The following is an 18,083-nucleotide window of genomic DNA, read 5'->3' as shown; positions in this document are numbered from 1 at the left end:
GCGCGGGCGCTCAGCGGCGCCCCCCGGCGCCGCGCGACGCCCCGCCGAAGAGGCGGGCGACGGCGCGGAACGGCAACGACACGAGCGTGGCGAGTGCGCCGCCGACCATGCGGAACACGTCGGCGATGGCGCGGAACATGAGGGCCTCCCTCGATCGTCCTGGTGGTGCCGCGGACCCTGTCGGGTGCCCGAACGCCCCGGGGCGGAAACGGGTCGGCCTCCTCCCGAGCCCCCTCCCGCCGACGGCCGCGACGGGAGCGGTGCCCCTCACGCGCGCGTGAGGGGCACCGCCCGGTGTCACGGGACGGCTCAGCCGGGGAGTTCGTACGACTCCACGCGCATCGCGCCCTCGTCGGTCACCGCGAGCGCGTACAGGCTGTCGCCCTGGACGGCCATGTCGGACGGCATGTCCGCGCTGGCCAGCGCGCCCACCTCGGACCGCTCGCCGTTCTCCGCGTTCAGCAGCGAGACCCCGACGGAGTAGTCGGTGCGCGACTCGCTCTCGCCGTGCCACGTCACGATCTCCTCGGCCCCCGCCGCGAAGGAGACCAGTGGGGGAGTCGGGACGCGCCACAACTCCTCGCCCGTGGTCAGCTCGATCCCCACCGTCTCCGACTCCTCGGCCGAGATCGCGTCGTCGGCGGCGATCAGCAGCGAGCCCCTGTACACCGCTCTGTTGCCCGCGATATCGATGTCGTAGGAGGGGAAGAGGGCGTCCGAAGCGATCTCGGAGACCACCTCGCCACCGTCCCCGAACGTCACCAGCACATGGTCATCGGTCATCAGCGACACCGTCTCGCCCGGCACCCGCTTGGCCATGTCGTACTCGTCCGGCGCCTCCGGCAGCGTCCACAGCTCCTCGCCCGTCGCCGGGGCGAACGCGCTCAGCTGCTGACTCTCGCCGAACGAGCCGCAGTCGGCGAAGGCGAGCAGCGCGGCGTCGTTGGACAGCCAGTCCACGAGTCCGTCCCGGCACTCCGGGCCGCCGGGTATCTCGGGCATCGGCAGCGCCTCGCCGTCGGTGCCGAACCGCACCACCTCGCCGACGTCGGCGGTGACGATCCCGTCCGCGACGGTGACCGAGGCGCCGTACACCGAGCCGGACTCGGTCTCCACCGTCTCGGTCCACAGCGGTGTGCCGTCGCCCTCGACGTCCACCGCCACGACGATGGAGCAGCTCTCCGGATCGTCGGCCGGGGTGAAGAGCAGGGCGCCGACGCCGTCGTCCAACGCGGGGGAGACGGCGCAGATCTCGCCCGCTCCCTCCGGCGGGGTCAGCTCCCAGCCGGGCGAGCCGTCGGACGCCGCGTAGGCCACCACGTCGGTCACGCCGACGGCGGCGACCGTCTCCTCCGTCACCCACAACGTGGGTCCTGTCGCGCCCGCCTCGCTGTTGCCGGCGGTCGACGGGTCGGCCTCCCAGCGCTGGGTCAGCGCGTTCTCCGGCGCGTCGCCCCCGCCGGAGCCCCCGTCGTCGTCGCTCCCGCAGCCGGTGAGCGCCAGGCTCCCGGCCAGCGCGAGCGCCGTCACCGCGGCGCCGCGTCGTCGCGCGGTCGCCACCGCGTGCTGTGTCATCACACGTCCTCCGTGTTCCTCGGGCGTGCCGCCGCGCCTCGGGCGCGGACGGCACCTTGATCATCAGGAAGCGGCCACCTTAACGGCGGCCACTGACAACGCCGATCGCCCACCGGGGAACCGGTGTTGAGCTGCGGAAACGCCCGCACTCCCGCCGGCGCCGCACGCCCCGGCGCCCCCAACCCGACGCCCCCGTACGGTGCCAGCCGAGGTGGGCGTATGGTCTGCCGTTATGAGTCCTTCGATCGCGACGAACACGCGCGTTGATCTCGACAGCCTGCTGGACTTCGTCCGCGCCAGGCACCGTGCCATCCTGCTGACCAGGCGGGCCGACGGCTCCCCCCAGGGGTCGCCCCTGACCTGCGGCGTCGACGACTCCGGCCGCGTCGTGATGTCCACCTACCCGGAGCGCGCCAAGACCCGCAACGCCCGGCGGGACCCCGAGGTGAGCGTGCTGGTGCTCTCCGACGAGTGGGACGGCCCCTGGGTCCAGATCGACGGCACCGCCGAGGTGCTCGACGTGCCGGAGGCGGTGGAGCCGCTGGTCGAGTACTACCGCAACATCGCCGGGGAGCACCCGGACTGGAACGAGTACCGCCAGGCCATGACGCGCCAGGGCAAGTCCCTCATCCGGGTCACCCCCGTCCGCTGGGGCCCGGTCGCCACCGGCGGATTCCCGGCCCGCCTGGCCACGCACTGAGCCGGGCGGCCACCGCCACCTCCGTGTCCGAATCCCGCCAGTGTGCGGGGCCGTGCGCCCCGCACACTGGGGAGCGTGATGGACGACGACAGCAGGTACCAGGCGGTGCGCAGCCGTGACGAACGGTTCGACGGCGTGTTCTTCACCGCCGTCGTGACCACCGGCATCTACTGCCGCCCCAGCTGCCCGGCGACCACCCCCCTGCGGGCCAACGTCCGCTTCCTGCCCTCCGCCGCCGCCGCGCAGGGCGCCGGCTTCCGCGCCTGCCGGCGTTGCCGCCCGGACGCCGTCCCCGGCTCCGCCGAGTGGAACGCGCGGGCCGACGCGGTGGGCCGCGCGATGCGGCTGATCGGCGACGGCGTCGTGGACCGCGAGGGCGTCGCCGGACTCGCCGACCGCCTCGGCTACAGCGCCCGCCAGGTCCAGCGGCAGCTCGTCGCCGAACTGGGCGCCGGCCCCGTCTCCCTCGCCCGCGCCCGGCGCGCGCACACCGCGCGGGTGCTACTCCAGACGACCCGGCTGCCGGTCACCGAGATCGCGTTCGCCGCCGGCTTCGCCAGCGTCCGCCAGTTCAACGACACGGTCCGCACCGTCTACGACCGCACCCCGAGCGCGCTGCGCGCCGCCGCCCCCGCCGGCGGCAGGGCCGCGGCGGAGGGCGGGGGCGTCCCACTGCGGCTGGCCCACCGGGGGGCGTACGCGGGGGGCGCGGTCTTCGACTTCCTCCAGCGGCGCGCCGTCCCCGGCGTCGAGGAGGTCGTCGGCGCCGCCGGCGCCCGCACCTACCGGCGCACCCTGGCGCTGCCGCACGGCGGCGGGATCGCCGAGGTCGACGAGGCGCCGGGCCCGGGCGGCGGGCGCTGGCTGCCCTGCCGGCTCCAGCTGACCGACCTGAGGGACCTGAGCTGCGCGGTGGAACGGCTGCGGCGGCTCTTCGACCTGGACGCCGACCCCTACGCCGTGGCCGAACACCTGGGCGCCCACCCGCTGTTGGCGCCACTGGTCGCCGCCGAGCCGGGCCAGCGTTCGCCCGGCGCCGTCAGCCCCGAGGAGCTGGCGGTCCGCGCGGTGCTCGGCCAGCAGGTGACGGTGGGCGCCGCCCGCGCCCTCGCCGGCCGGCTGGTCGAGGCGTTGGGCAAGCCGCTCGGGCGGCCCGACGGCGGACTCACCCATCTCTTCCCCGAGCCCGCGGCGCTGGCCGAGGCGCCTCTGACCGAGCTGGGGATGCCCGCCGCCCGCCGCGAGACGCTGCGGACGCTGGGCGCCGCGCTGGCCGACGGGCGGATCGCCCTCGACCCGGGCGCCGACCGCGAGGAGGCCGAGGCCGGGCTGCTGGCGCTGCGCGGCATCGGCCCCTGGACGGCCGGCTACATCCGGATGCGGGCGCTGGGGGATCCCGACGTCTTCCTCACGGGCGACGCGGGCGTCCGCCACGGCCTCGCCCTCGTCGGCGGCGACCTCGGCGACGCCGAACGCTGGCGGCCCTGGCGTTCCTACGCGCTGCACCACCTCTGGCGCGCCGCCGCCGCCGGGCCGCCGCGTCGCCCCGCCCACCCCGCCGGCCACGCGGCGACAGCGACCAGCGAGTGAGCCGAGTCGACGAAGTGAGCCGAGTCGACGGAGTGAAAAGAGTCAACCGAGTGACGGAGAACCCCATGCGTTACACCATCCACCCCAGCCCGCTCGGCGAGCTGCTGATCGCGGGGCCGCGCCCCGGCGTGCTGGCCTCGGTCACCGTGCCGGGGCAGCGCGGGGGCGCGACCGTCCAGCCGGAGTGGGTCCTCGACGACGCGGCCTTCGGCGAGGCGACCGAGCAGTTCGACGCCTACTTCGCGGGCGAGCTGAAGGAGTTCGACCTGACCCTCGAACCGCCCGGCACTCCGTTCCGCCGGCGGGTCTGGGCCGCGCTCGACGAGATCCCCCTCGGCTCGACGCTCACCTACGGCGCGTTGGCCGCGGCGGCCGGGATGCCCGCGCGCTCGGTGCGGGCCGTGGGCGGCGCGGTCGGGGCCAACCCGCTGCTGGTGATCCGCCCCTGCCACCGGGTGATCGGCGCCGGCGGCTCCCTCACCGGCTACGCCGGCGGCCTCGACCGCAAGCGGCGGCTGCTCGTCCACGAGGGCGTCCTGCTCGACTGAGCCGCCGGGCCAGCGCGACGGCCGCCGCGCCGGAACCGTGGAAACGGTCCCGGCACGACGGCCGTCGGCGCGTCAGAGGGGAGCGGGCCCGGTCAGGGGAACTGCCGCTCGATCCTGGCCAGCTTCTCCTCCAGGGTGTCCAGCCGGGGCGCGGCCGTGGAGAGCGAACCGGACTCCGTTTCGCGGCTGCCCAGCGCCCTCCGCTGGGCGGCGGCCTCCAGCGCCGCCGGCTCGTGCGGGGCGGGCTCCGGCGCCGCCTGCTCGGCCGTCACCGTGGCGGGCAGCTCCCGCCGCCCCCGCCCGAACCGCGAGCCGCCGATGGCGCGCAGCCGGGCGCGCTCCAGCTGCCGCTGCTCCCGTTCCCTGCGCTTGTTCTCCTCCTTCTTGCGCCGCTCCTCGCGGACCTCGTCGACCGCCTCGTCCAGCGTGCGCACGCCCTCCAGCAGCATCAGCGACCAGGCGCCGAACGTCTCGCGCGGCGCCCGCAGCCAGCGGACGAAACGGATCTGCGGCATCGGCCTGGGCACCAGGCCCTGCTCACGCAGCGCGGCGCGGCGGGTCTGCTTCAGCGCCCGGTCGAAGAGGACGGCAGCGGAGAGCGACATCCCGGCGAAGAAGTGCGGCGCGCCGGCGTGGCCGGTGCCCCGGGGCGCGTGCACCCAGTTGAACCAGGCGGCGGCGCCGGCGAAGAGCCACACCAGCATCCGCGACCCCATCGAGGAGTCCCCGTGGCTGGCCTCCCGCACGGCGATCACCGCGCAGAACATCGCCGCGCCGTCCAGCCCGAACGGCACCAGGTACTCCCAGCCGCCGGAGAGCTGGAGGTTCTCCCGGCCGAAGCCGACCAGCCCCTGGAAGGACAGCGCGGCGGCGACACCGGCGCAGCAGAAGAGCAGCGTGTAGGAGGCGGAGGCGTAGACCCGCTCCTTGCGCCGCCTGCGCGCCTCCATCTTCTCCCAGGAGGAGTCCGGCTCACGCTCCTCCTTGTCGGGCTTGCGGCCGCGTGTGAGCAGCGCCGTCGCCACCAGGAATCCTCCCAGGGCCACGGCGGCGGCCAACACCCAACTGAACTCCATCAGATCTCCTAGCAAGGGGACCACCGGCTTTGGCCGGTGGGGGAATTGCTTCTTTGGTCTGCTCTGACCTCGGCTGTTTGCACGGATCCGCAGTGTTCACCTCGGTCACGGCGCACCCTTCCCGTCACACAAGCGACACGTGCGTAATCGACGCGTGACCGGGCCCAGGAAGGTTCGCCGGTTCTCCGGCGGCGGGTACGACCTCGTGCCCGACGTGGTGTGGTGCCCGAAGTACCGCCGTCCGGTCCTCGGCGGTCGGGTCGCGGAACGCCTGGACGAACTCGTCCGGTAGAAGGCCGATGAACGGGGCCGCGGACACGTGGACGGGACGAGTCGCGTCACCCAGGCGACGTTCCCGTGCACGGCGTGCGGGTTCGCGGCGAACGCGGACCACGTCGGCGCGACGAACATCCTCGACAGGGCCGGGCTGGCCCTCTGTGCGGCGGCTTAGCCACCGACGCAGGAAGCCCGCGCGTTGACGCGTGGGTGGAGTCACGTCCGTCACCTTCACCGCGATGTGTGTCCCTCGACGGGGTGTGCGGGCGCACCTCCGCGGGCGCCGCCCGATCTCAGTTCACAGGGCGCGGTTCGCGAACCGCCCCTGGAGGAAAGCGTGATGGTACCTGAGTAACCGTCAGTACCGATTCGGGCGGAATGGCACCAACGAGTGGTATTCCAGCGGAACTTGCCGCCCGTTGATGAATGATCTGTTATCAGCCGTACGCCGGGAGGCGCCTGCGGTCGGCCGTCAGGAGCCGGTCAGCCGCCGGACCCGCTGCTCGTCGCAGAGCCGGGGGCAGGTGGCGCACGTGTCGGCGGGACGCAGAGTGTAGAACATGCAGCAGCTCGCGCGGTCCCTGGTGCGCAGCGCCTCCCCTTCGGGGCCCGCCAGCTCGCGGAACCCGGCGCCGGCGGCGAACGGCGGCGTCGCGCCCGGCAGCATCCGTGCCAACTCCCGCACGGCGCGCGGCTCCTCGCCCAGCAGATGGCCGAAGTACCAGAGGGACTCGACGAGTTCGTCGGTGGCCGCGCCCCACAGCGCGCGGGACCGGCGCCGCATCCGGGGCCCGAACGCGTCCAGCAGCGGCCCCAGATGGTCGGCCGCCGCGCGCCGCACCTCGGCGCGCAGGGCCGACTCGTCGGCGGCCACCAGCGCGCCCGGGTGCCCGGCGAGCGGGTCGTTCGGCAGGCAGGAGAACGCGGTCACGCGCACGGTCAGCCGCGTGGGGTCCCGGCGCAGCGAGACGTCCTCGGGGGCCAGGTGGGGGACCCTGCGGAGCAGGAAGTAGGGAACGGTGAAGAGCGCGGCGGCCGGCCACGCGTAGCGGTGCAGCCCGAAGGTCGCCACCACGTCGGGCCGCGCCTCGGCGCCGTAGGCCGCGTGCGAGGCGCGGGCCTCGTCGGCGAGGAAGGCGTCCAGCGCGGCGCCGCCCTCGGCCAGCGCGTCGCCCCTGGTCCAGCCGCCGTCGGAACGGGGCTCGCCCTCGGTCACCGCGAGGCTGGGGAGCACCTCGCCCATCCGGGCGTAGGCGGGCGTGAGCGGCGTCGTCACGGTCACGGCGGGGACGGTCATCGGGCCATCGATCCCTTGTTGGTACAGGTAAGCCTTACCTTAGCCGATCAAGCGGCCGATCGGTTCGAGGGGTTTGCGGCGGCGGAAACTGCGCCTAGGGTGCTGGAACCCACTTGATTCGGGGGCGAGAGGGATGGAGCGGGCAGATGAAACCCAGCCCGGTGGAATCGGCCATTTCGGGGGTTGCAGCCGTGGGTCAGAGGAAGCGGCCCAGACCACGACAGACACCGCCGCTCCGCAGCCCGCCGCTGCCGGTCCGCCGCTCCGTGCGCGCCCAGGTGCTCGCCGCGCTCAGGGACGCGCTGGCCACGGGTGAGCTGCGCGCCGGCGAGACCTACTCGGCGCCGCTGCTCGCCGAGCGGTACGGCGTCTCGGCCACCCCCGTGCGCGAGGCCATGCAGCAGCTGTGCAGCGAGGGGCTGGTCGAGACGGTGCCCAACCGCGGCTTCCGGGTCGCCGGGCGCAGCGCGCGCGACATGGCCGAGCTGGCCGAGGTGCGGGCGGCGCTGGAGGTCCCCGCGGTGCTGCGGTTGGCCGAAAAGCTACCCTCGCAGCGCTGGGAGGAGCTGCGCCCGCTGGCCGAGTCGACGGTCAGGGTAGCCGCCCACGGTGACCTGGTCGGCTACGCGGAGGCCGACCGGCGCTTCCACCGCGAGCTGCTGCGGCCCACGGGCAATCGCCAACTGATCCTGGTGGCCCAGGAGTTGCACCGCAAGACGCAGTGCCCCACCGTCCCCGGGCGCCCGCCGGGGGCGCGCGAGCTGATCGCCGACGCCCGCCAGCACGGCGTGCTGCTGGACGCCCTGGTCCGCGGCGACCTGCCCGCCGTGGAACGCCTGGCCCACGCCCATGTGACGGCCTCGCCCACGAGTCCGCTCGGTGAGGCCTGGCGCGCGTGAGCGCCGGTCACTTCTCCGGCGCCGGCGGCGCGGTCGCCTCCGGCGGCGGCTCGACCGGCACGTCGGTCGGCAGCTGCGCGGCCAGCCAGGACGGCACGTTCCCCAGCAGCCGGTGGAGCCTGGCCGCCTCGGCGCGCAGCCTGGCCGCCTCCTCCGGCGGCTGGACCTCGGCCAGCGCGACCAGCGCCGGCGCGATCCCCACCAGGAAGCCCAACTCCTCGCGCAGTCGCAGCGATTCGGCGAAGCCGTGGCGGGCCGCCTCCACGTCGCCGCTCTTCAGGGCGAGCGCCGCCAGATGGCGCCAGGTGTAGGAGCACAGCAGCGCGTCGTCACGGTTGAGCGCCTCGTTGTGCGCCCGCCGGTAGCCGGTTTCGGCGGCCTGCGGGTTGCCGCCCACGTGCTCGGCCATCAGCCCGCGCCGGAAGTCCAGCAGCGGCCGTCCCGGGGAGTCGGGTGCCAGCAGCGCCGCCGCGCGGCCCAGCGCGGCGCGCGCCTCGTCGGCCCGGTCCCGCACCCGCAACAGCGTGGCGGCGTAGGCGAGATAGCCGCGCTCGCAGGCGGCGGTGCCGCGTTCCTCGTCGTTCAGCGGCATCTTCTCGACCGCCCGCACCGCCTCCTCGGCGCGCTCCCAGCCCTGGCCGGTGAACATGCACCGCTCCACCAGCAGCCGTGCGCGGAGCAGGGCGGCGCGTGCGTCGTCCCGCACGGTCGGGGTCAGCAGCTCGGCCGCGTCGTCCCAACAGCCTCGTGACCGCAGCCGCCATACCGCACTGTCGAGCGCCGTTCCGCTCGCCGTCTCCAGAACCGGATGTGCGGTATCCGCCACATCGCCCTCCCAGCGCGTCGTTGTGCTGTTGGCCACACCTGATGTGAGTGCATCTCAGCACGCGGGACGGTGCTCGGCCAAGAGGGGAGCGTGAAACAGTTCACAAGTTCTGGCGCGCGCCGGAGGATTGGGGTGAAGACGGAGGTGGTAGGCGGTGCGGTTGGGTGGGGAACAAGCCATTCCGGGGCCGATCGGCGTGGCGCGTTCTCGACGGTGCCCTCAGCCGAGCCGCAGCGCCAGCAGAAAGTCCGTCGCGTCCTCCAGCCGGCCCAGGTCTCGGCCGGTGAGCTGCTCGATCCTGCCGATCCGGTAGCGCAGCGTGTTCACGTGCAGGTGCAGCCGGGCGGCGCAGCGGGTCCAGGAGCCGTCCTCGGCGAGGAACGCCTCCAGCGTCGGCAGCAGTTGGGAGCGGTGGCGCGTGTCGTACTCGCGCAACGGGGCGAGCAGCCGGTCGCTGAACGCCTCCCGCACGTCCTCCGGGACGAACGACAGCAGCATCATGTGCGAGGCCAGCCGCTCGTGGCCGGCCACCGCGACCGCCTCCGGCCTGGCCTCCGCCAGCCGGCGCGCGTGCCGCGCCTCGCGCAACGCACCGCGCAGCCCCTCGGCGTCGGGCACCGAGGAGCTGACGCCGACGGTGAGCCGACCGCCGCCGAGCCCCGCGGTCAGCGGATGGCGGAGCGCCGCCTCGAACGGCTCCGCCCGCAGCGGACCGGCCCCCTCCTCCTCCTCGTCCAGCGGGCAGACCGGCACCAGCGCGATCGCCTCGCCCCCGGTGTGCGCCACCGCCGCCTCCGGCTCCGAGGCGGTCGGGTCGCACAGCGACTCCTCCAACACGGCCCTGGCCAGGGGGCCGGTGTCGAAGTCGGCGTCCGGCCAGCTCACCCGGGCCACGACCAGCTGCCAGTCCCGCCCGGAGCTCCCCGGCAGCAGCAGGGGAGCGGCGATCCGCAGCCGGGCCGCCACCTCCGCCGCCGGCGCCCGCGAGCCCAGCAACTCCACCACCTGCTGGGCCAGCCGCCGGCGCACGCCCCTGGCGGCCTCTCCCCGGTCGCGCGCCGCCGCGACCAACTCCGCGACCCCCTCCAGCAGCGCGCGCCGTTCCGCCGGCCACTCCGTGGCGTCGGCGCGGACCGCCAGCAGCCAGTCGGTCAGCAGCGCCCGTCGGGGGTCCTGGCCGGCGGCCGGCCGTTCGCCGCGCACCGGGAAGAGCGAGTAGACGGCGCCCCCGTACGCCACCCGGCGCGGCTCGGGCCAGCCGTCGGGCGCCTCGGCCAGCCGCTCGGCGGCCAACCCGGCCGCGACGCCGGGCGGCAGCGGCCCCGCGCCGGAGTCGGCGACCTCGCGGCCGGTCGCCGTCAACAGCCAGGCGGCCAGGTCCAGATCGGAGCCCAGCAGGGCCAGCACCGCGCGCGGACCGCCGTCCGCCGGCCCCGCCGACATCAGCCGCCGGTGCCGTTCCACCACCGCGGCCAGGTCCCCGGCGCGCGCGGTCGACACCTGCCGCACCACGTGCTCCGTCAGGTCGGCGAAGCCGACCTCCTCGGCGACGGCGAAGAGCGGCAGCCGGTGCCGGGCGCAGGCCGCCGTCAGCTCGTCCGGCACGGAGCCGAACTCGGCCTCGCCGGCGGCCAGTCCGGCGACCCCCGCCGCCGCGAGCACCCGCACGAAGGGCTCCGCGTCGCCCCCGCCGCGCCACCAGGCGAGCCCCGTCAGCACCAGCTCCCCGCCGTGCAGATAGCGGCTGGGGTCCCGCAGGTCGGTGGTCATCACCCCCCGCACCGGCCGGTCCAGCTCCTCCCGCCCCCACAGCAGCCGCAGCCCGAGCCGGTCGGACTCCAGCAGGGCGCGCAGTCGCATCTCGCCTCCCTCGCGCGGGCGCGGCCGACGGCCCTGCGCCGGACGACGCCCGGAACGGTTCTTCGTACGAACCTACAAGAACGGTCGTGCCGCCAGCAGTGCGCTTCGGTTCTTCCGTGACTGTCACCGGCCGCCCCCGCCGGGCTGTACTGGAGGGCCGGGGGCCGTCGGCGACACCGCACCCGGCCCCGCGGCGGAAGGAGCCGACCGGTGGAGTTCCTTCGCCCGGCCACCTGGCGGGAGGCGCTGGCCGTCAAGGCCGCGCACCCCGAGGCCGTGCCGCTGGCCGGCGGCACCGACCTGATGGTGGAGATCAACCTCGACCGGCGCCGCCCCGAGCTGCTGCTCGACCTCTCCCGCCTCGCCGAACTCCGCGACTGGCGCCGGGAGTCGGGGACGGTGCGGATCGGTGCCGGCGTTCCCTACCGCACGGTGATCGACCGGCTGGCCGTCGAGCTGCCGGCCCTCGCCATGGCGGCCCGCACCGTCGGCTCCCCGCAGATCCGGAACCGCGCCACCCTCGCCGGCAACCTCGGCACCGCCTCGCCCGCCGGCGACGCCCACCCCGCGCTGCTGGTCGCCGGCGCCGAGGTCGAGGTGGCCAGCGCGCGCGGCACCAGGACCCTGCCCGTGGAGGAGTTCTCTCTGGGGCCCAAGCGGAACGCGCTCGCCCCCGACGAGTTGATCCGTTCCGTGGCCGTGCGCGCCGCGACCGGACCCCAGCAGTTCGCGAAGGTCGGCCCCCGCAACGCCATGGTCATCGCCGTCTGCGCCGTCGCCCTCGCCCTGCGCCCGGACACCCGCACCGTGCGCGCCGCGATCGGCTCGGCGGCGCCGACCCCGCTGCGGGCCAGGGAGGCGGAGGAGTTCCTGAACGGGGTGCTGGCCGAGGGCGGCCACTGGGCCACCGGACGCCCTCCGCCCCCGGCCGCCGCCACCCGGTTCGCCGCCCTGGTGGCCGCCGCCTGCGCGCCCGTCGACGACGTCAGGGGCAGCGCCGACTACCGCCGCCACGCGGTGCGCGTGCTGGCCCGCCGCACCCTGGACCGCGCCTGGCGCGCCCGGGCGGGCGCCGAGGGAGCACCGGCATGAGGGTCACCCTCACGGTCAACGGGCGCGAGCGGAGCGCCGACCACGTCTGGGAGGGCGAGAGCCTGCTGTACGTGCTGCGCGAACGGCTCGGGCTCCCCGGCTCCAAGAACGCCTGCGGACAGGGCGAATGCGGCTCCTGCACCGTCCGTCTCGACGGCGACCTCGTCTGCTCCTGCCTGGTCGCGGCCGGCCAGGCCGAGGGGTGCGAGGTGCGCACCGTCGAGGGGCTGGCTGACGCGGACGGCCGACTCGCCCCGATCCAGGCGGCGTTCGTCGAGACCGGCGCCGTCCGGTGCGGTTTCTGCACGCCCGGACTGCTGCTCGCCGCCGAGGAGCTGCTGGCTCGCGTGGAGCGCCCGGCCGACGCCGACATCCGCGAGGCGCTCGCCGGCAACCTCTGCCGCTGCACCGGCTACGAGAGCGTCCTCGACGCCGTCCGCCTCGCCGCCGCCCGCGCCACCGCGCCGGCCGCCGACCCCGAACGGAGGCCCTGACCATGGGAGTCGTCCCGCCGCCCGACGGGCTCACCCGGTGCGGCGACACCGCCCCCGGCGCCGCCGGCGGCGCCGGGGAGTCGACGCGGCGCCCCGACGGGGTGCTCAAGGTCACGGGCGACTTCGCCTACGCCTCCGACCTGCGGCACGAGGACATGCTCTGGGGCCGCACCCTCCGCAGCCCGCACGCGCACGCCGAGATCCGTTCCCTCGACACCGCAGAGGCCCTGGCGCTGCCCGGCGTCCACGCGGTCCTCACCCACGCCGACCTGCCGGCCGCCACCCACTACGGCCTGGAGTTCACGGACCAGCCGGTGCTCGCCGACGACCGGGTCCGCCACCAGGGCGAGCCCGTCGCCCTCGTCGCCGCCGACCACCCCGAGACCGCGCGCCGCGCCGCCGCCCTCGTCCGGGTCGTCTACGAGCCGCTGCCGGTCGTGCACGACGAGGCCACCGCCACCGCCCCCGACGCGCCCGTGCTCCACCCCGACCGCGACGACCACCATGCCGCCCACGTGCCGCACCCCAACGTGGTCTACCGCCAGCCCGTGCTCGCCGGCGACCCGACCCACGCGGTGGCCGCCGTCGTGGTGCGCGGCGACTACACCGTCGGGACGCGGGACCAGGCGTTCCTCGGCCCGGAGTCCGGTCTCGCCGTGCCGGCGGGGGACGGCGGGGTCGACCTCCATGTCGCCACCCAGCGGCTCCATGCCGACCAGCGCCAACTCGCCCCCGTTCTCGGCCTGGAGCCGGAACGCGTGCGGCTGACCCTCGGCGGCGTCGGCGGCGCCTTCGGCGCCCGCGAGGACCTGTCGACGCAGGCCCACGCCTGCCTGCTGGCGCTGCACACCGGCCGGCCGGTGAAGATGGTCTACGACCGGCACGAGTCGTTCCTCGGCCATGTGCACCGCCACCCGGCCACCCTCAGCTACGAGCACGGCGCCACCCTCGACGGCCGGCTGGTCTACGTGAAGGGGCGGATCGTCCTGGACAGCGGCGCCTACGCCTCCTCCTCGCCCGCCGTCGTCGGAAACGCCGCCTCCCTCGGCGTCGGCCCCTACCGGGTGCCGCACGTCGCGATGGAGGCCCTCGCCCTCTACACCAACAACCCGCCCTGCGGCGCGATGCGCGGCCTCGGCGCGGTGCAGGCCTGCTTCGCCTACGAGGCGCAGATGGACCGGCTGGCCGTCGCCCTCAACATGGACCCCGTCGAGCTGCGCCGACGCAACGCCCTCACCCAGGGCGACACGATGCCGACAGGCCAGCGCGTCGACGCGCCCGCCCCCGTCGCCGAACTGCTGCGCCTGGTCCGCGACCGGCCGCTGCCGCCGCCGCGGCCCTGGGAGACCGGAGACGGCGTCGACCCGAGGGCGCTGCCCGGCGGGCTGGCCAACTCCAGCGTGGGCGAGGGGATCGTGCGCGGCGTCGGCTACGGAGTCGGCATCGAGAACGTCGGCTTCGCCGAGGGCTTCGACGACCACTCGACGGCAGGGGTCCGGCTGGCCGGCGACCGCATGCGCCGGGGGGAGCCCGGCCCCTGGCGGGGGAACGAGGCCGCCTGGAACGCTCCGGGGCTGCGGCTGGTCGGCGGCGAGGTCGTCACCCCGCGCGGCGAGGTGCTGGCCTCCCTCGCCGAGGTGCTGGGGGAGGAGGCCGTGGAGCGGGAGCTGGAGTTCCGCCACCGCCCCGCCGAGCCGTTCGACCGCGCCACCGGTCAGGGCTTCGGCCATGTCCAGTACTCGTTCTGCGCGCATCGGGCCGTGGTCGACGTCGACATCGAGCTGGGCCTGGTCAGGGTCGTCGAGCTGGCAGCCGCCCAGGACGTGGGGCGCGCGATCAACCCGCGCGCGGCGCGCGGCCAGATCCACGGCGGTAGCGCCCAGGGCCTCGGCCTCGCCGTGCTGGAGGAGATCCTCGTCGGCCCCGACGGCCTCGTCCGCGACCCGTCGTTCACCGACTACCTGATCCCCACCATCCTGGACGTCCCGCCGATGCCGCTCGACATCCTCGAACTCGCCGAAGCGCACGCCCCCTACGGGCGGTGCGGCGCGGGTGAGGCGCCCACGCTCTCCGCGACGCCGGCCATCGTCGCCGCGATCCGTCAGGCGACGCGCCTGCCCCTCACCCGCGTCCCCGTCCGCCCCGAGCATCTGACCGGAACCTGAGACAACGGGCTCCCCGGGGGCCGAGCCCCGGGCACCCCCGAGGAACGGAGGCCGCCGCGCTGGCCCGCGCCGCCACGCCGCTCGACTACCGGGTGACGGTCTGTGACGCGCGGTCCGTCTTCGCCACCGCCGAACGTTTTCCCGAGGCGGCGGACGTGGTCAACGACCGGCCGGACCGCTATCTCGACGCGCAACGGCTGACCGGGCGCGACGCGGTGTGCGTGCTCACCCACGACCCGCGGTTCGATGTCCCGGCGCTGCTGCGGGCGTTGCGCGGGCCGGCGCCCCGCTCGCCTTCCCTACGGCTCGGCCTCGACGCCGTCGCGCAGTAGCGCCTCGCCCGGCTGGTTCACGGGCTGGGGGGTGCCGCTCAGGTCGAGCACGAAGAGCGGCAGCCGCAGCCGGTCGGCCAGCGTCCTGGCCGGCCCGCCGTACCCGGCGAGCGAGAACGCCACCGGCAGCGCCGAGCCCAACTGGCCGTGCAGCCAGAGGACTTCCAACTCCCCGTCCTCGGTCGGCGCGGTGGTGGCGTTGACCAGCCCGACCACCGAGGGGCCGCGCAGGTCGAGCCCGGACGCGGTCCTGGGCACGGCGGTGCGCACCCCGGCGAAGCCGAGCCAGCGCAGAAAGTGAGCCGCGCAGGCCACCGCGTCGTAGCCGGTGCGGATGGTCAACGGGCGGAACGGGCCCCGCCGCGAGCCGGGCCCCGCCGCGTCGTCCGCCGGCCCCGGGGTGCCGCGCGCGGCCCTGCGCCCCTGCGCGAACTCCCGTGCCGCGCTGCTGCCGGGCGCCCCCGGCGCGCGCGACGCGGGGCGCACGCCGTCCTCGGGCGGCTCGTGCGCCGGCGGCTCTTCGGCGTCCGGAGGCGCGTCCTCGGCGCCGTCCGTGCACGCCTGCTCCGTTTTGGCCGAACTCGCCCCCTCAGATGCCGAGTTCTCCCCTGCCGCCCGCCCGGCCTCCGGGTGGGGATCCGCGTCGTCCGACGGCCCGTCCCAGGCCGGCCCCGCCACCCGCGGGGCGGCCGGCGTCAGCCGCACCATCGCCCCGCAGGCGCAGTCGAAACCGGGGCACGGCCAGTGCCCGGAACGCCCACAGGCCGGGCACTCCAACTCCGTCCAGGCGTCCGCCCACGAGCGGTGCGCCACCCGCACCGGCGCGCCGTCGCCCGCCACCGGCAGGGTCACGGGCGCGCCACAGGCGCACGGATACTCGGGCGGGACATAGCGGTGCTCGCGCCGGCACACCGGGCATCGCAGCAACACGCTTCTGGCCATGGGCGCTCCCCCAACCGAACCTGATGAACGGACTCTCACACGCCCCCCGGCGGCCGGTCGAGTCCGGGCCACTCCGGACACCGCTTCTCAGCCCGAAACAGCGCCTCATTGTTCATCGGAATGTGACACGCGATCTAGCCCTCCGTATGGCGTGATGCGCGGACAGTGATATTTACTTTCCCTGCGGGGTTCTTCACGTTCTGGCGCATGTGCGCGGGAATCCCGCACGTTTCGGGTGGCTTTACGAATGACGGGTAAACGGTTTTGGGGAGGGTTGGGTGGCAGGAGAAGCCGAGACGGCCGGACGGACGCGCACCGCACCGGCGGCCGGGCTCGACCCCCGAGTGACCACGCTGCGCGCCGCCGTTCACCGGCTGCGCCGTGAGTTGGGCGGCTACCGGGTCGCGTTGGCCGACCGGGAGGTCGCCATGGAGCGCCTGAGCCGGCTGGACGAGCTGTCGTTGGCGGGCGTTCCCGACGTGGAGACGCTGCGGCAGGCGCTGTTGGAGATCGCCGCCGCGCTCGGCTCGGTCAGCGCGCTGGCGCCGGCGGTCGCCGAGTTCCGCCGCGCGCTGGAGCTGTTCGGCGTCCCGCGCTTCCCACCGGAGGAGCCGCGCTGGGGCGCCGCGCCGGGGGCGTGGCCGAAGGCCACCTACTGACCGCGGCCACCGCGCACCTGGTTTGCCGATGAGCGTCAACGGGTAACGTTCGTCCGCGAGTTCGAGGGAAACGGTTTCGAGCGACGGCCCCGCGCGCCCCCTGGGCAGGGCCCCGCGCCCGACGGCCGTGGCGGGCGGGGGTGGGCCGTGGAGCGGGTAGGTGAGCTGGTCGCCGGACGCTACGAGCTGGTCGAACGGCTCGGCAGAGGCGGCATGGGCGAGGTCTGGACCGCGCGGGACCGCGCCCTGCACCGCGAGGTCGCGCTCAAGCTGCTCCACCTCGACGAGTCCGTCTCCCCCGACCTGCCCCGCCGCTTCGCGCGCGAGGCGGTCGCCGCCGCGCGGATCAACCACCCCCACGTCGTCGCCCTGCACGACCAGGGGGTCCACGGGGACACGCGCTTCCTGGTCATGGAGAAGGTCGAGGGCACGACGCTGACCGGGCACCTGCGCGCCGGGGTCCCGGTGGCCCGCGCGCTGGAGATCGCCGAGGAGATCTGCGCGGCGCTGACCGCCGCGCACGAGGCGCACGTCATCCACTACGACATCAAGCCCCACAACGTGATGCTCACCCCGGAGGGGCGGGTCAAGGTCGTGGACTTCGGGATCGCCGGGTTCCTCCAGGCCGTCACCTCCGTGGCGGGCTCCTCGCTGCTGTCCCCGGCCGGCACCCCGGAGTACGGGGCGCCCGAGCAGTTCCTGACCGAACGCGGCGACGCGCGCTCCGACCTGTACGCGCTCGGCGGCGTGCTGTTCGCCCTGCTCAGCGGCCGGCCGCCGTTCACGGGACACCACCCCCTCGCGATCGTCCAGCGCAAGCTGCACGAGGACGCGCCCCGGCTCGACACCCTCCGCCCCGAGCTGCCGCCGGCGGTGACGGCGCTGGTCGCCGCGCTGCTGGACCGCGACCCCGACCGGCGCCCCCAGACCGCGCGCCAGGTGCGCGAACGCCTCGGGCGGCTGCGGGCCGGCCTCGACGGCGGCCGGGAGGAGACCGGCGTCGCGGGGCGGGAGACGGTGGACGGCGGCTCGTTCTCCACGCGCCCGCTGGACGACCGGCTGGACGAGGGGCGCCGACCGAACGGCTCCGCCGAGACGTTCGAGCTCTCCTGGACGGGGCGGGAGCCCCTGTCCCACTACACCGACACACGCACGCTGCGGGCCTGGACCTGGGGGTTGGTGGTCGCCGCGGTGCTCGGCGCGCTCGGGACGTGGTTCGTGGCGAGCGCGGGCCAGGTGGAGCCGCGGCAGGGGGAGGAGAACGAGGGATGGCTCACTCTGTTCGTGGTGTCCTCCGTCACGTTCGTGATGGCCCCCCCGACCCTGCTCGCCTTTCGCCTCTTCCACAGGCTCACGCACCGCAAGCCCGCCTGGGCGCTGCGCGTCGGGCCGCAGGGCATTGAGACCACCAGCGACTACGAGGAACGCGCGTACGGGTGGCACGAGTTCCGCAGGACCGTCGTCAAGGAGATCGACTACGAGGAGCCGCTCTACCGCTACACGGGCCTGCACGTCGAGTTCGTGAAGGACGCGGCCTCGCCCACCGCGTCGAGGCGGCCCGCCGGCTGGCCGCCGCGCCTCAAGGAGGTCGGGACGGGCGCCCACCGGCTGGTCCCCGTCTGCGTCCTCGGGCCGATGACCCACCGGCAGCGGGCCGAGCTGAACGCGGCTCTGGCCCGCCACAGCCGGCTGGCCTGACCGCGGCGACCGGCGCGGGGGCGACTCCCGGCCAAGTGCCGCCGCGTGACCGGG

16 protein-coding genes and 2 pseudogenes are annotated in these 18,083 nt (G+C 75.3%); 11 read left to right on the top strand and 7 right to left on the bottom strand.

Annotated features, from left to right (window positions below):
- Nucleotides 1–10 precede the first annotated feature (10 nt).
- On the bottom strand, nt 11–139 hold the full coding sequence (locus FH715_RS29290) for an LPFR motif small protein (protein WP_281259678.1): 129 nt from the start codon (nt 137–139) through the stop codon (nt 11–13).
- 170 nt (nt 140–309) lie between these two features.
- Entirely contained in the window at nt 310–1,575 is a 1,266-nt protein-coding gene (locus tag FH715_RS08820) for an outer membrane protein assembly factor BamB family protein (RefSeq protein ID WP_139642561.1), read from the bottom strand.
- A 232-nt stretch (nt 1,576–1,807) separates the two neighbouring features.
- Here FH715_RS08820 and FH715_RS08815 point away from each other — a divergent pair, with 232 nt between their 5' ends.
- From FH715_RS08815 to FH715_RS08805, 3 genes are all read left to right on the top strand, one after another.
- On the top strand, nt 1,808–2,275 hold the full coding sequence (locus FH715_RS08815; protein ID WP_139642558.1) for a PPOX class F420-dependent oxidoreductase: 468 nt from the start codon (nt 1,808–1,810) through the stop codon (nt 2,273–2,275).
- Nucleotides 2,276–2,353: 78 nt separating this feature from the next.
- A complete protein-coding gene (locus FH715_RS08810; protein WP_139643066.1) occupies nt 2,354–3,865 on the top strand; it encodes an AlkA N-terminal domain-containing protein in 1,512 nt (503 codons plus the stop codon).
- Nucleotides 3,866–3,930: 65 nt separating this feature from the next.
- Nucleotides 3,931–4,413, top strand: coding sequence for a methylated-DNA--[protein]-cysteine S-methyltransferase (locus FH715_RS08805; RefSeq protein ID WP_139642556.1), 483 nt, complete (start codon nt 3,931–3,933; stop codon nt 4,411–4,413).
- Nucleotides 4,414–4,505: 92 nt separating this feature from the next.
- On the opposite strand, the gene FH715_RS08800 is transcribed toward FH715_RS08805, so the two are convergent.
- On the bottom strand, nt 4,506–5,489 hold the full coding sequence (locus tag FH715_RS08800; RefSeq protein WP_139642554.1) for a DUF2637 domain-containing protein: 984 nt from the start codon (nt 5,487–5,489) through the stop codon (nt 4,506–4,508).
- A 154-nt stretch (nt 5,490–5,643) separates the two neighbouring features.
- Between FH715_RS08800 and FH715_RS28150 the strand changes: the two are divergent.
- Nucleotides 5,644–5,778, top strand: a pseudogene (locus tag FH715_RS28150) (IS200/IS605 family transposase); the annotation flags it as partial.
- Between the two features lie 459 nt (nt 5,779–6,237).
- On the opposite strand, the gene FH715_RS08790 reads toward FH715_RS28150, so the two are convergent.
- The gene (locus FH715_RS08790; RefSeq protein WP_139642552.1) at nt 6,238–7,062 is read right to left on the bottom strand and encodes a (2Fe-2S)-binding protein; all 825 of its coding nucleotides are present in this window, start codon (nt 7,060–7,062) and stop codon (nt 6,238–6,240) included.
- A 191-nt stretch (nt 7,063–7,253) separates the two neighbouring features.
- On the opposite strand from FH715_RS08790, the gene FH715_RS08785 reads away from it, so the two are divergent.
- Nucleotides 7,254–7,961: a GntR family transcriptional regulator gene (locus FH715_RS08785; protein ID WP_246108640.1), complete on the top strand. Its 708-nt coding sequence runs from the start codon at nt 7,254–7,256 to the stop codon at nt 7,959–7,961.
- A 7-nt stretch (nt 7,962–7,968) separates the two neighbouring features.
- Here FH715_RS08785 and FH715_RS08780 read toward each other — a convergent pair whose 3' ends face one another.
- Nucleotides 7,969–8,787 (bottom strand): hypothetical protein, encoded by an 819-nt coding sequence (locus FH715_RS08780; protein ID WP_246108639.1) that lies wholly within the window; start codon nt 8,785–8,787, stop codon nt 7,969–7,971.
- A 219-nt stretch (nt 8,788–9,006) separates the two neighbouring features.
- Nucleotides 9,007–10,647 carry a PucR family transcriptional regulator gene (locus FH715_RS08775; protein WP_139642548.1) on the bottom strand — a complete coding sequence of 547 codons (1,641 nt, stop codon included), beginning with the start codon at nt 10,645–10,647 and terminating at the stop codon, nt 9,007–9,009.
- 210 nt (nt 10,648–10,857) lie between these two features.
- Between FH715_RS08775 and FH715_RS08770 the strand changes: the two genes are divergently transcribed.
- The 4 genes and pseudogenes from FH715_RS08770 to FH715_RS08755 form a co-directional block, all read left to right on the top strand.
- A complete protein-coding gene (locus FH715_RS08770; protein ID WP_139642545.1) occupies nt 10,858–11,739 on the top strand; it encodes an FAD binding domain-containing protein in 882 nt (293 codons plus the stop codon).
- Nucleotides 11,736–12,233, top strand: a complete 498-nt coding sequence (locus FH715_RS08765) for a (2Fe-2S)-binding protein (protein ID WP_139642541.1) — start codon at nt 11,736–11,738, stop codon at nt 12,231–12,233. Before FH715_RS08770 ends, FH715_RS08765 begins: the two co-directional genes overlap by 4 nt.
- Before the next feature lie 2 nt (nt 12,234–12,235).
- Nucleotides 12,236–14,398 carry a xanthine dehydrogenase family protein molybdopterin-binding subunit gene (locus FH715_RS08760; RefSeq protein WP_139642538.1) on the top strand — a complete coding sequence of 721 codons (2,163 nt, stop codon included), beginning with the start codon at nt 12,236–12,238 and terminating at the stop codon, nt 14,396–14,398.
- A 50-nt stretch (nt 14,399–14,448) separates the two neighbouring features.
- Nucleotides 14,449–14,682, top strand: a pseudogene (locus FH715_RS08755) (XdhC family protein); the annotation flags it as partial.
- Nucleotides 14,683–14,697: 15 nt separating this feature from the next.
- Here FH715_RS08755 and FH715_RS08750 read toward each other — a convergent pair.
- Nucleotides 14,698–15,672, bottom strand: a complete 975-nt coding sequence (locus FH715_RS08750; protein WP_246108638.1) for a hypothetical protein — start codon at nt 15,670–15,672, stop codon at nt 14,698–14,700.
- 278 nt (nt 15,673–15,950) lie between these two features.
- Here FH715_RS08750 and FH715_RS08745 point away from each other — a divergent pair, with 278 nt between their 5' ends.
- Complete coding sequence (locus tag FH715_RS08745; RefSeq protein ID WP_139642532.1) at nt 15,951–16,331, top strand: DUF5955 family protein; 381 nt, start codon at nt 15,951–15,953, stop codon at nt 16,329–16,331.
- A gap of 147 nt (nt 16,332–16,478) precedes the next feature.
- Nucleotides 16,479–18,029 (top strand): serine/threonine-protein kinase, encoded by a 1,551-nt coding sequence (locus tag FH715_RS08740; RefSeq protein ID WP_139642529.1) that lies wholly within the window; start codon nt 16,479–16,481, stop codon nt 18,027–18,029.
- Nucleotides 18,030–18,083 lie beyond the last annotated feature (54 nt).

The organism is Streptomyces sedi (genome assembly GCF_006335015.1).
In the GTDB taxonomy this organism is placed as follows: Bacteria; Actinomycetota; Actinomycetes; order Streptomycetales; family Streptomycetaceae; genus Streptomyces; species Streptomyces sedi.
This window is presented reverse-complemented; position numbering and strand designations above follow the sequence as displayed.

Coding starts and splice junctions, on each gene's coding strand:
- FH715_RS29290 (WP_281259678.1), bottom strand. CDS start 139: ATGTTCCGCGCCATCGCCGACGTGTTCCGCATGGTCGGCGGCGCACTC.
- FH715_RS08820 (WP_139642561.1), bottom strand. CDS start 1,575: ATGACACAGCACGCGGTGGCGACCGCGCGACGACGCGGCGCCGCGGTG.
- FH715_RS08815 (WP_139642558.1), top strand. CDS start 1,808: ATGAGTCCTTCGATCGCGACGAACACGCGCGTTGATCTCGACAGCCTG.
- FH715_RS08810 (WP_139643066.1), top strand. CDS start 2,354: ATGGACGACGACAGCAGGTACCAGGCGGTGCGCAGCCGTGACGAACGG.
- FH715_RS08805 (WP_139642556.1), top strand. CDS start 3,931: ATGCGTTACACCATCCACCCCAGCCCGCTCGGCGAGCTGCTGATCGCG.
- FH715_RS08800 (WP_139642554.1), bottom strand. CDS start 5,489: ATGGAGTTCAGTTGGGTGTTGGCCGCCGCCGTGGCCCTGGGAGGATTC.
- FH715_RS08790 (WP_139642552.1), bottom strand. CDS start 7,062: ATGACCGTCCCCGCCGTGACCGTGACGACGCCGCTCACGCCCGCCTAC.
- FH715_RS08775 (WP_139642548.1), bottom strand. CDS start 10,647: ATGCGACTGCGCGCCCTGCTGGAGTCCGACCGGCTCGGGCTGCGGCTG.
- FH715_RS08765 (WP_139642541.1), top strand. CDS start 11,736: ATGAGGGTCACCCTCACGGTCAACGGGCGCGAGCGGAGCGCCGACCAC.
- FH715_RS08760 (WP_139642538.1), top strand. CDS start 12,236: ATGGGAGTCGTCCCGCCGCCCGACGGGCTCACCCGGTGCGGCGACACC.
- FH715_RS08750 (WP_246108638.1), bottom strand. CDS start 15,672: ATGGCCAGAAGCGTGTTGCTGCGATGCCCGGTGTGCCGGCGCGAGCAC.